This window comes from Methyloceanibacter sp. (assembly GCF_035650995.1).
Taxonomy (GTDB): domain Bacteria; phylum Pseudomonadota; class Alphaproteobacteria; order Rhizobiales; family Methyloligellaceae; genus Methyloceanibacter.
The window spans coordinates 1-11,258 of the sequence record NZ_DASRGO010000128.1 but is presented as its reverse complement, the minus strand read 5'-3'; the positions used below and the strand labels follow the sequence as shown (position 1 = coordinate 11,258).

Here is an 11,258-nt window from a genome sequence, read left to right as displayed (position 1 = left end):
GGGACCGAGCAACTCGCGTGGCTCGCCGACGATCTCAAGGACAAGCCGGATTCGACGCCGATCGTCGTCTTTGCCCACATCCCGCTGTGGACGGTCTATGCCGAATGGGGATGGGGCACCGACGACGGCATGCAGGCGCTCGGCATGCTGAGGCGGTTCGGCTCGGTCACCGTGCTCAACGGGCACATTCATCAGATCGTGCAGAAGGTCGAGGGCAACATGACCTTCCACACGGCGCGCTCGACCTGCTTCCCGCAGCCGGTCCCTGGGACGGCGCCCTCGCCCGGTCCGATGACGGTGCCTGCCGACAAGCTTCGCTCGATGCTCGGCATCACCAGCGTCGAAGTACGCGTCGGAGACAAGCCGCTCGCGATCACCGATACGCCGCTACAGAGCTGAGGAGCGATCCCATGACGAAAGTACGGAGTGCGATCATGGCGGCGCTTGCCGGCGCGACGATCTCGCTCGCGGCATCGGGAGCGCTCGCGGCCGATGCCGAAGTGAAGATCGCGAACTTCACCTTCGACCCGCCTACGGTCACGATCAAGGCCGGCGGCACGGTCACGTGGATCAATGCCGACGACATCCCGCATGTGGTGGCCGAAAAGGAAGGCAAGTTCCGCTCAGCGGCGCTCGACACGGACGACAGATTCTCGCAATCGTTCACAACTCCGGGAACGGTCGAATATTTCTGCGCCATTCACCCGCATATGACGGGCAAGATCGTCGTCACGCCTTAATGAGGCTAGACTGGAGGGTGTGAAGTTCGATCGGCTGGACGTGGACGACAGGACGGATCATGCCCGCTTCGCCGAGGTGTTTCTGCCTCACCTCGCCGATGCCTTCGGTCTTGCGCGCTGGCTGGCCGGCAGCCGGGCCGATGCCGAGGATATCGTGCAGGAGGCGTCGCTCAAGGCCTTCAGGGCCATCCGCAGCTTCGGCAGAGGCGACGCGCGCGCATGGGTGCTCACCATCGTGCGCAACACGAGTTATAGCTGGCTCGCCAAGAACCGGCCTCGGAGCGTCGTGCTGACGGACGACCTCGATATGGCGGCGCGCGATCGGGTCGATCAGTGGCAAGGCGGAGAAACGCCCGAGACCATGTTGATCGCCAAGATCGAGGCACAGGAGATCAGAAAGGCCCTCGGCGCCTTGCCAATACCGTTTCGCGAGGTCCTCGTGTTGCGAGAGATCCACGGACTCGATTACCGGACGATCGCCGAGGTGTCGGCCCTTCCCATCGGCACCGTCATGTCGCGGCTCGCCCGGGCGCGCCGGCTCCTTCTCGCCGCCATAAGCGGAGGCGGATCATGACCCTTTCCAGGGAGGACGAGGTTCTCCTCAACGCCTATCTCGACGGCGAGCTTTCGCCGCTCGAGGCCGACCGCTTCGAGCAGCGGCTTGCGTCTGAACCTGCGCTTGCCGCCGAGATCGAAGCCTATCGTTTGCTCGGCGCGGCGCTTCGGGCCGACATGGGCGAAGATGTGCCCCCGCGCGACCTCCGTGACCGGATCGAGTCCCGGCTCGGAATCGGCCACGCGCGTTCGGGCGAAGGCCGCGCGTGGGGGAGCCTTGCGGCATCCTTCCTCGCCGGCGCGGTCCTCGCCGGAACATTGACCTTCGGTGCATTCAATCAACAATCCGGCGATCAGCTCGCTAGCGAAGTGGTGTCGGCGCATATCCGCGGGTTGATGGCGCCGGCGCCGATGGACGTTGCCTCCTCCGACCACCACACGGTGAAGCCTTGGTTCAACGGCAAGCTTGGCTTTGCTCCCGTCGTGCCCGACCTTGGCGCTGAAGGCTATCCGCTTCTCGGCGGACGGATCGACGTCATCGGGCTCGAGCCCGCCGCCTCGCTCATTTATTCGCGCGGCAAGCATCTGATCACGGTAACGGAGTTGCCTGAGGAGCGGGCCCTCCCGGCAAGTTCCAATCAGTCCGAGCGCGGTTACCTTGTCCTCTCCTGGAGCGAGGGCGGCGTCAGCTATTGCGCCGTGTCGGACGCCGCACCCGATGAACTCGCAAGCTTCGTCAAGCTGTTCCGGGCGGCCGCCGGAGCCGCAGCCGGTCGGCCGCCCGCGTAGGGCCGCGGCTGTGCGACCATGTGAAGCGGAGGGCCTAGGATTCTGAAACTCACTCCCCTATACTCACCTTGAGAATAGTAATTCGGGTGTGGGGCCGGCCTTGCGCCGGATGTTTTAGCACCCATATATGCTCATTATGAGCATTATTGGTCATGGGAGGCAAAGGGCAATGACCACAGTGCATGGCAGTATCCCGCGGACTAGGCCGGGCGCGGCGCGGAGGCTCGCGCCGGCGGTCGTGCCCGACCTCGCCTACACGCCGGAGGTGGCGCGGGAGACCGCCCACCTTTACGAGCGCGTTGCGCGCGTCATCCCGCCGATCGAGTGGCCGGGCTTCGCCCCCTACATCAAAGCGATCAACGACCTCAAGAAGACGCGCAACGCCGTCGTGCTCGCGCACAACTACATGACGCCGGAGATTTTCCATTGCGTCGCCGACGTGGTCGGCGACTCGCTTCAGCTCGCGCGCGAGGCATCCAAGACCGACGCCGAGATCATCGTGCAGGGCGGCGTCCATTTCATGGCCGAGACCTCGAAGCTGCTCAACCCCGACAAGACGGTGCTCATTCCGGATTCGCGGGCGGGCTGTTCGCTTGCCGCCTCCATCACCGGGGCGGACGTGCGCGCGCTGCGCGAGGCCTATCCCGGCGTGCCGGTCGTCACCTATGTCAACACGAGCGCGGAGGTGAAGGCCGAGTCGGACATCTGCTGCACCTCGTCGAACGCGGTGCGCGTTGTCGAGTCGCTTGGCGCCAAGCGCGTGATCATGATCCCCGACGAATATCTCGCCAAATGGGTGCAGACACAGACCTCGGTCGAGATCATCACCTGGAAGGGCCACTGCGAGGTGCACGAGCTGTTCACCGGCGATGAGCTCCGCGCCTATCGCGAGGCCGATCCGGGCGTCAAGATCATCGCCCATCCCGAATGCGCGCCCGACGTGCTCGCCGAGGCCGATTTCACCGGCTCGACCTCGGGCATGATCAAATGGGTCAACGAGCATCAGCCGAAGAAGGTGCTGCTCGTCACCGAGTGCTCGATGAGCGACAACGTGGCGGTCGAGGCAGAGAAGGTCGAGTTCGTGCGGCCGTGCAATCTCTGCCCGCACATGAAGCGCATCACGCTTCCGAAGATTCTCGACTCGCTCCTGTTCCTCAAGGAGGAGGTCACGGTCGACCCGGCCGTGGCGGAGCGGGCGCGCGCCGCCGTCGAGCGCATGATCAATCTCAACCATTAGCCGCTTGAGGCCTGCGAGGCGTAAGCTAAGTGAACCAGTTGCTCACCTCTCCCGCCAAGCTGCCGCGCAGCGAGACGTCGGACGTGATCGTGGTCGGCGCCGGGCTCGCGGGTCTGTTCACCGCGCTCAAGCTCGCGCCGCGTCCCGTCACCGTCGTCTCGGCGGCGCGCTTCGGCGAGGGCGCATCGAGCCTTTGGGCGCAGGCCGGCATCGCGGCCGCGCTTGCCGAGGGCGATAGCCCCAAGGATCACGCCGCCGACACGATCGCGGCCGGCGCCGGCATCGTCGACGAGAAGATCGCGCTGCTGCTCGCGCGCGAAGCACGCGAACGCGTCGAGGACCTGCTCCGCTACGGCGTCCCGTTCGACAAGGATCTCGAAGGCCGTCTCACCTTCAGCCGCGAAGCCGCCCACGGCAGGAGCCGCATCCTCCACGTCAAGGGCGACACGGCGGGGCGCGCCATCATGCACGCGCTGATGGCGGCGGTCAGCGCCACGCCGTCGATCAACGTGCTCGAAGGCTTCGCCGCGCGCGACCTCGTGCTGCGCGACGGGCGCGTGGCGGGGCTCGAGGTCGCGCCGGAGAACGGCGGCGCATTTGCACCCGGCCTCGTCCTGCCGGCGAGCGCCGTCGTGCTCGCGACCGGCGGCGCGGGCCAGATCTACGCCATCACCACCAATCCGCGCGAGGCGCGCGGCGAGGGTATCGCCATCGCCGCGCGGGCGGGTGCGGTGATCGCCGACGCCGAGTTCGTGCAGTTCCATCCGACCGCCATCGATATCGGCCGCGATCCGGCGCCGCTCGCCACCGAAGCTTTACGCGGCGAGGGCGCGGTCTTGATCAATTCGCGCGGCGAGCGCTTCATGCGCGCGGTGCATGGGGACGCCGAGCTCGCCCCCCGCGACGTGGTGGCGCGCGCGGTCCATCGCGAGGTCGCAAGCGGGCGCGGCGCGTTCCTCGATTGCCGCGCGCTGGGAGACGAGCTTGAGGAGCATTTCCCCACCGTGTACGCGATTTGCCGCTCGGCCGACATCGATCCCAGGACGGACCCGATTCCCGTGGCACCCGCCGCGCACTACCACATGGGCGGCATACTCACCGATGCGCGGGGGCGGAGCACGGTGGACGGGCTGTGGGCTTGCGGCGAGGTGGCATCGACCGGAGCGCATGGCGGAAACCGGCTCGCGTCGAACTCGCTGCTCGAAGCCGTGGTGTTCGGCGCCCGCGTTGCTGCCGATATCGCCGGTTCGTTTGCCGCACCGCTTCAGTCGACAGGCGCGCAGGACGCGGCCGCCGCCGCCGGCCATGACGAGCGGCTCGAGCAAGTCCTTCGCCGCACCATGTCGGCCGAGGTCGGCGTGCTCCGCGACGAGGCCTCGCTCGTCAAGGCGCTTGGTACGATCCTCTCACTCGAGCCGGAGGCGAAGGCCAAGGGCGACCGGCGGCTCACCAACATGCTCACCGCCGCCAAGCTGATTGCCGCGTCGGCCTTCGCGCGCAAGGAAAGCCGCGGCGCGCATTTCCGCAGCGACTACCCGGTTTCTGACGCGCGGCTCGCGCGGCGGAGTTTTCTCACTCTGGAAGCGGCCGATGCCATCGCGCGCGAGGCGGTCGAGACCAGACCGCGCGAGAAGCCGGCGCGGCCGCGGCTCGTGGCTACGCGCAGCGCCGCGCTCAACGCATGAGCGAAGCGCCCTCCCCTTCCCTCGAATTGCCGCCTCTTCTCGTCGAGCAGGCGGTCGCGGCGGCGCTCGATGAAGATCTCGGGCAGGCCGGCGACATCACCACCGACGCTATTATTCCCGCGGGCGCTCGCGGCAAGGCCGAGATCGTGGCGCGAGAAGAGGGCATCGTTGCCGGCCTCGATCTCGCCGAGACCGCCTTCAGGATGCTCGACCCCGAAGTCGGCTTCACGCGCGTAATCGCCGACGGCAACAGGGTTGCCGCCGGGGGAACCATTGCCAAGGTCGAGGGGCTCACCCGCGCGCTCCTCACCGGCGAACGCACCGCACTCAATTTCCTCAACCGGTTAAGTGGCATCGCCACGCTGACATCGTCGTTCGTGGCGGCGGTCAGAAGCACGAGAGCGCGCATCGCCTGCACGCGCAAGACCACGCCCAATCTAAGGGTCTTCGAAAAATACGCGGTGCGGGCGGGCGGCGGCATCAATCACCGCTTCGGGCTCTACGATGCGGTCCTCATCAAGGACAACCATATCGCCGCGGCCGGAGGTATCTCTGCGGCGCTCAAGATGATCCGATCGCGCGTCGGCCATCTGGTCAAGATCGAAGTCGAAGTGGACACGCTCGCTCAGCTCGAAGAGGCGCTCCGCCATCCGATCGATGCGGTGCTGCTCGACAATATGGATGTCGCCACGCTGAGAAAGGCAGTGGATTTGGTGAACGGCAGGGTCGTGACGGAAGCGTCGGGCGGCGTGCGGCTAGAGACGGTTGCGGAGATCGCCAGGACAGGCGTCGACGTCATCTCGGTCGGCGCGCTTACTCATGCGCCGAATAGCCTAGACTCATCGCTTGATTGGACGGCGTAGACGCGCCCGCCACGTTGCTGACGGCGGCTGAGACCAGGGACAGCGTGGGCGTCAAAGAAATCCCCGATTCGCTGTCCGGCGTCGTCGACGCCTCGACGACATAAGGTTCCTCGTTGCGCTTCTTGTAGAAGATGTGGCGGCCGATCTTGTCGATCTTGTTCATCTCGCCGACCCAGCGCGGGCTTACGTAATTGGCGTGGTAGTACGTGGAATAGCCGACTTCGGGCAACCAGAGCTCGCCGGCGGTGATCTTCTTCGCGATGCTCTGGGCTAGAGCCCATTGCTCGTCGTTGCGCGGCGTGTCGGTGTGGCCGTCGCAGGTGAAGGAGAACTGACAGCCCGGATGCATCTGCCCCTGATAGACCACGCCGCAGATGGTCTGCGGGAACATGGGGCTGCGCACCCGATTGAGAATGACCTGCGCCACCGCGATCTGACCGCGTACCGGCTCGCCGCGCGCTTCGAAGTAGATGGCGGTGGCGAGACAGCGGCGCTCGCGCTCTTCGAACTCGGCCTGGCTCTCACCCTTGTATCTGAAGCCCAGTGCCTCGGCCGAGGGGTGGTAGGCGATCTCCTCAGGCGAGGGCCTGAAGGTTTCAACGTTCAATGCGTCCGCGAAGGGGATGCCGTAGCTCGCGTTCATGAGTAGCGAGTTGGCCATTGTGCCACCGACCGGTCCGCGCAAGGCGACATCGGAAACGGTGGGATTGAGGCGATCGCCCTTCAGCGAGCGGCTGACTTCGCTGCCGATGGCGCGGACGCCGATGGAAGGATCGCCGCCGAGGCTCGCGGTAATAGGCTGCTTGCCGGCATAGGTCACGGCGTTGGCGGCGAGCACCTGATCGGCACGCGGACCTTTACGGCCGGACCTGAATAGATAGGAGGCTTCGCGCGGGAGAACCGTAGGGATGCTGGCGGCGGTGCGTTTCAGGGCATAGGCCGAGCCCTTGCCGGACATGAAAAGCTCGACTTGGAAGGCGACGGGGTTGCCCGGCACCGCGGCCACATAGCCCAAAGCGATGAGGGGAAGCGGCACGAGCGCAGCGACCGTGTGCCACACCCGACGAGGCAAGCGTCGGCCCATTTTCCCTCCAGGTCACCCCTAACCTCGCGGGAGCCCCGTCCGTCGCTTCGGCCGGTGTTCCCCCGCTTGCCCTCCTCCGCGCCCTCAAAAGAGAAGCGGCCGCGGATTCGGACTGTCCCCGTATTCATTCAGGCAAAATGGTGGGAAATCAGAATGTTAAGCTTAAGTCCCCCACCCGGTTTTGCCCGGATTCCCGTGTCATTGCGTTAACCGTGCCCGAGAAATTAGGGCAAATTGTGGTGAACGGCAACAGTCCACCATTTCCTGCCAGAAACGCTAATTATCGGTTACCCCCTTGCCGAGCGTGGCTTGGGCAGCGGCAAGACGCGCCACCGGCACCCGGTAAGGCGAGCAGGACACATAGTTCAGCCCGATCTTCTCGCAGAAGAAGATCGTGGCCGGGTCGCCGCCATGCTCGCCGCAAATGCCGATCTTGAGCTCGGGCTTTGCCTTGCGGCCGCGCTCGACCGCCATCTGCATCAGCTCGCCGACGGCAGGATCGAGCGTCATGAAGGGATCGTGCTGGATGATCGCCTTCTCGGCATACTCGCCGAGGAAGCGGCCGGCGTCGTCGCGGCTCAGGCCGAATGTCGTCTGGGTCAGGTCGTTGGTGCCGAAGGAGAAGAATTGCGCGCTCTGGCCGATTTCGCCGGCCATCAGGCAGGTGCGGGGCAGCTCGACCATGGTGCCGACGGTGTAGGCGACACTCGTTCCCCGCTCCTTCTCGACGGCGCGCGCGGTCGAGGCGATGCGCTCCTTGATGATGTCGAGCTCGGGCTTTGCCGCGACGAGCGGCACCATGATCTCGGGGATCACGCGCGAATGGAGGGTCTTGCCCGCCTCGATCGCCGCCTCGAAGATGGCGCGGGTCTGCATCTCGACGATCTCGGGAAAGCTGACGAGGAGGCGCGAGCCCCTCTGGCCGAGCATCGGGTTGAACTCGCTCAAGGCGGCGAGCCTCCGCCTCAGTCTCGGCACGGTCACGCCCATTTCGGCAGCGACGTCGGCGATCGCCTCGTCGGTGTGGGGCAGAAACTCGTGCAGGGGCGGGTCGAGCAGCCTTATGGTCACCGGCAACCCCGCCATAATGGCGAACAAGGCGATGAAATCCTGGCGCTGGGCGGGCAGCAGCTTGGCGAGCGCCTTGCGCCGGCCGTCTTGATCCTCGGCGAGGATCATCTCGCGCATGGCGAGAATGCGGCTTTCCTCGAAGAACATGTGCTCGGTGCGGCAAAGCCCGATGCCTTCGGCGCCGAAGGCGCGCGCCTGGCGCGCATCGGCCGGCGTATCGGCATTCGCCCGCACGCGCATGCGCCTGATGCCGTCGGCCCAGCGCATCAGTTTGTTGAAGTCTTCGGACAGCTCCGGTTCGCGCGTCGGCACGCGTCCCTTGATGATCTGGCCGGTCGAGCCGTCGATGGTGACGATGTCGCCCTTGTGCAGAACCATGCCGCTCGCCGTGAGCGTCTCGCGCTCGAGATTGATGTGCACGGCAGAGGCGCCGACCACGCACGGGCGGCCCATGCCGCGCGCGACGACGGCGGCATGGCTCGTCATGCCGCCGCGGGTGGTGAGGATGCCGACGGCGGAATGCATGCCTTGCACGTCCTCGGGCGATGTCTCGATCCTGGCAAGGATCACGGTGTGGCCCTGGCCCTTGAGGTGAACCGCCTCGTCGGCGTCGAACACGAGCTCGCCGGTTGCGGCACCGGGGGAAGCGGGCAGGCCCTTGGCGAGAACGATGCGGTCGGCATCGGGATCCAGCGTCGGATGGAGGAGCTGATCAAGCTGCCCCGGGTCGATGGCGAGTACCGCTTCATCGCGGGAAATCAGTCCCTCCTCGGCCATGTCGACGGCGATCTTGAGCGCGGCTCCCGTCGTACGCTTCCCCGCGCGGGTCTGAAGCATGAACAGCTTGCCCTCCTGCACGGTGAACTCGATGTCCTGCATGTCGTGGAAATGCGCCTCGAGCTTGGCGCAGGCTGCCTTGAGCTCGGCGAAGACGTCGGGCATCAGCGCTTCGAGCGACGGCCGCTTGGTGCCCGAACCTTTGCGTGAGACCTCGGTCAGGGGCTGGGGCGTGCGCAAGCCTGCGACCACGTCCTCACCTTGGGCATTGAGGAGATATTCGCCGTAGAGTTCCTTATCGCCGGTCGAGGGGTTGCGCGTGAACACGACCCCGGTCGCGCTCCTGTCCCCGCGATTGCCGAACACCATGGCCTGGATGGTGACGGCGGTGCCCCAACTGTCGGGGATATCGTGCAGCCGGCGATAGGCGATGGCGCGGGCGTTCTGCCAGGAGCCGAACACGGCGGCAATGGCGCCCCACAGCTGGTCGTGCAGATTTTGCGGGAAGGGCTCGCCAAGCTCGGCTTCGACGAGGGACTTGTAGCGGTCGACGATCGCCTGCCAATCCTCGGCGGAAAGATCGGTATCGTATTCGAGGCCTTTGAGATTTTTGAAATTCTCGAGAATCTCCTCGAACAGCTCGTGATCGAGCCCGAGCACCACGTCGGCATACATCTGGATGAAGCGGCGATAGGTGTCGTAGGCGAACCGGCGGTCGCCGGAACGGCGGGCGAGCCCTTCCACCGTCTGGTCGTTGAGCCCGAGGTTGAGCACGGTGTCCATCATGCCGGGCATCGAGGCGCGGCTCCCCGAGCGGACCGACACGAGCAGCGGATTGTCGACATCGCCGAACTTTGCCTCGGCGACCCGACCTGTGGCTTCGAGCGCCTCATCGACCATCGGCCTAAGCTCGTCGGGGAGGCTTCGCCCGAGCTCGTAATAGGCGGCGCAGACCTCTGAGGAGATGGTGAAGCCCGGCGGCACGGGAAGGCCGAGCCGCGACATCTCGGCGAGATAGGCGCCCTTGCCGCCGAGCAGGTTGCGGTCGGCGGCAGAGCCGTCGGCGTGGCCGGCGCGGAAGGTGAACACCCAACGGGGCCTGGTCGAGGTTGTCTGTTCCATCCTTTTCATCGCCGGATCAGAGGTCATCGTTCGGACCTTGTAGCCCGTGTTGGATGCAATGCACAAACGGCTGGGCTGACGCTTTGGATTGGGGCCTAACGAAGCTTGCGCGCGGTGCGCGCCCTTGTGTGCACGATCCAGTCTCCGCTCGGAACCGGTCTTGCCCAAAGCGGCGGGCGTTTGAGCGCGTAAGTCATCGCTCGCAGCATGGGGCCCGTGTCGAGCAAGACCTCGATCTCGACCAGCCGGTAAAGTTCGCCGTCGCCGTGCGGCGGCGCGCCTTCGTAATAGTCGAGCTCGGCGATCAGCCGGCTTGCCGTGGGAACGGCGAAGACCTCGCCGACCACGCGGCCGCGCGCCTCGCCGTCAAACGTGGCCCCGGGGTAATAGCCGAAATCGTAAAGCGTACCTCGAGCGGTTCCCGTGCCGAGGGGCTTCGCTCCAGCCCGCAACCGGTGTGCCATGGGGTGACGGCTCGAGGGCCTCAGCGTGCCATAGACGAAGAGGGTGCGGACGGACATTTCTCGGAATCATTCCGGCAGCTTGACGAAGCCTTGCTCATCCAGCGGCCAAAACGGGTTGAAGGCCATCTCCCACACATGGCCGTCAGGATCGGCGAAGTAGCCGTTATAGCCGCCCCAGAAGGCCTTGGCCGCGGGCTTGAGGATGCGCGCGCCGGCGGCCTCGGCCAGAGCCATCGCCGCATCGACCTCGGCCTCGCTCGCGAAATTGCGCGCGATTACGATGCCGCCGTTTCCGGTCCATACCGTTTCGGCGCCAGCGTCTTTGATTTGCGCCTGTCTCCCCCATAGCGCGAGAACGACGCCGCCCGCGCGCATGAAGGTTACGTCGTCCTGGCTCGCACGCTTGGAGGTCACGAAGCCGAGGCTCTCGTAGAAGCGCGTGGCGCGGGCGATATCGGCGACGGTCAAGGTGATGAGACTGATGCTTGCCGGCATTCCTCCGTTCCCTAACCTTCGATCTTCGAGAAGTCGGCGACCTCCAGTGTGGCAACCCGAATTTGATTGAGCAGCTTGAGACGATTTTCGCGCAGGTTCCGTTCGTCTACGTTGATCCTTACGGTCTCAAAGAATGAGTCTACCGCAGGTCTGAGTGTGGACAGCACTTCCATGGCGTCATCGAATTTCTCTTCCTGCACAAACTCACCGGCTTCCACGATGGTACTTTGAATTGTCCCCCAAAGGTGCTTCTCAAAGTTGTTCATCAAGTCTGCGTCCGGCGCGCCATCGAACTTTCGGCCGTCGTTCTTCTCCTCGATGCGCAGGATGTTGATGGCGCGCTTGGTGCCGGTGAGGAGATGCTCGCCGTCTTCGG

The 11,258-nt window shown here is 65.4% G+C and carries 12 protein-coding genes; 7 read left to right on the top strand and 5 right to left on the bottom strand.

The window, feature by feature from the left end; all coding sequences use genetic code 11:
- The 7 genes from VFB18_RS09710 to nadC all read left to right on the top strand — a co-directional run.
- Nucleotides 1–399, top strand: a 399-nt coding sequence (locus tag VFB18_RS09710; RefSeq protein WP_414675679.1) for a metallophosphoesterase family protein, incomplete at its 5' end; no start/stop codon positions are given.
- Nucleotides 400–410: 11 nt separating this feature from the next.
- Nucleotides 411–740, top strand: coding sequence for a cupredoxin family copper-binding protein (locus tag VFB18_RS09705; RefSeq protein WP_324974213.1), 330 nt, complete (start codon nt 411–413; stop codon nt 738–740).
- Nucleotides 741–780: 40 nt separating this feature from the next.
- The gene (locus VFB18_RS09700; RefSeq protein WP_324974210.1) at nt 781–1,314 is read left to right on the top strand and encodes a sigma-70 family RNA polymerase sigma factor; all 534 of its coding nucleotides are present in this window, start codon (nt 781–783) and stop codon (nt 1,312–1,314) included.
- A complete protein-coding gene (locus tag VFB18_RS09695; protein WP_324974207.1) occupies nt 1,311–2,084 on the top strand; it encodes an anti-sigma factor in 774 nt (257 codons plus the stop codon). The genes VFB18_RS09700 and VFB18_RS09695 overlap by 4 nt, the downstream gene beginning before the upstream one ends.
- Before the next feature lie 169 nt (nt 2,085–2,253).
- Nucleotides 2,254–3,321 carry a quinolinate synthase NadA gene (gene nadA, locus VFB18_RS09690; RefSeq protein WP_324974204.1) on the top strand — a complete coding sequence of 356 codons (1,068 nt, stop codon included), beginning with the start codon at nt 2,254–2,256 and terminating at the stop codon, nt 3,319–3,321.
- Between the two features lie 38 nt (nt 3,322–3,359).
- Nucleotides 3,360–5,006 (top strand): L-aspartate oxidase, encoded by a 1,647-nt coding sequence (locus VFB18_RS09685; protein WP_414675680.1) that lies wholly within the window; start codon nt 3,360–3,362, stop codon nt 5,004–5,006.
- On the top strand, nt 5,003–5,869 hold the full coding sequence (nadC, locus tag VFB18_RS09680) for a carboxylating nicotinate-nucleotide diphosphorylase (protein WP_324974197.1): 867 nt from the start codon (nt 5,003–5,005) through the stop codon (nt 5,867–5,869). The genes VFB18_RS09685 and nadC overlap by 4 nt, the downstream gene beginning before the upstream one ends.
- On the opposite strand, the gene VFB18_RS09675 is transcribed toward nadC, so the two are convergent.
- The 5 genes from VFB18_RS09675 to VFB18_RS09655 all read right to left on the bottom strand — a co-directional run.
- On the bottom strand, nt 5,820–6,953 hold the full coding sequence (locus tag VFB18_RS09675; RefSeq protein WP_324974194.1) for a cell wall hydrolase: 1,134 nt from the start codon (nt 6,951–6,953) through the stop codon (nt 5,820–5,822). The two genes, nadC and VFB18_RS09675, sit on opposite strands and share 50 nt — an antisense overlap.
- A gap of 276 nt (nt 6,954–7,229) precedes the next feature.
- Nucleotides 7,230–9,923 carry a pyruvate, phosphate dikinase gene (gene ppdK, locus VFB18_RS09670; protein ID WP_324974191.1) on the bottom strand — a complete coding sequence of 898 codons (2,694 nt, stop codon included), beginning with the start codon at nt 9,921–9,923 and terminating at the stop codon, nt 7,230–7,232.
- A gap of 95 nt (nt 9,924–10,018) precedes the next feature.
- A complete protein-coding gene (locus VFB18_RS09665; protein ID WP_324974188.1) occupies nt 10,019–10,444 on the bottom strand; it encodes a gamma-glutamylcyclotransferase family protein in 426 nt (141 codons plus the stop codon).
- Between the two features lie 9 nt (nt 10,445–10,453).
- Entirely contained in the window at nt 10,454–10,882 is a 429-nt protein-coding gene (locus VFB18_RS09660; RefSeq protein ID WP_324974185.1) for a VOC family protein, read from the bottom strand.
- Between the two features lie 11 nt (nt 10,883–10,893).
- Nucleotides 10,894–11,258 (bottom strand): DALR anticodon-binding domain-containing protein (locus VFB18_RS09655; RefSeq protein WP_324974181.1); only part of this gene is annotated, 365 nt, incomplete at its 5' end.

Coding starts and splice junctions, on each gene's coding strand:
- VFB18_RS09705 (WP_324974213.1), top strand. CDS start 411: ATGACGAAAGTACGGAGTGCGATCATGGCGGCGCTTGCCGGCGCGACG.
- VFB18_RS09660 (WP_324974185.1), bottom strand. CDS start 10,882: ATGCCGGCAAGCATCAGTCTCATCACCTTGACCGTCGCCGATATCGCC.
- nadA (WP_324974204.1), top strand. CDS start 2,254: ATGACCACAGTGCATGGCAGTATCCCGCGGACTAGGCCGGGCGCGGCG.
- VFB18_RS09665 (WP_324974188.1), bottom strand. CDS start 10,444: ATGTCCGTCCGCACCCTCTTCGTCTATGGCACGCTGAGGCCCTCGAGC.
- ppdK (WP_324974191.1), bottom strand. CDS start 9,923: ATGGAACAGACAACCTCGACCAGGCCCCGTTGGGTGTTCACCTTCCGC.
- VFB18_RS09695 (WP_324974207.1), top strand. CDS start 1,311: ATGACCCTTTCCAGGGAGGACGAGGTTCTCCTCAACGCCTATCTCGAC.
- VFB18_RS09675 (WP_324974194.1), bottom strand. CDS start 6,953: ATGGGCCGACGCTTGCCTCGTCGGGTGTGGCACACGGTCGCTGCGCTC.
- nadC (WP_324974197.1), top strand. CDS start 5,003: ATGAGCGAAGCGCCCTCCCCTTCCCTCGAATTGCCGCCTCTTCTCGTC.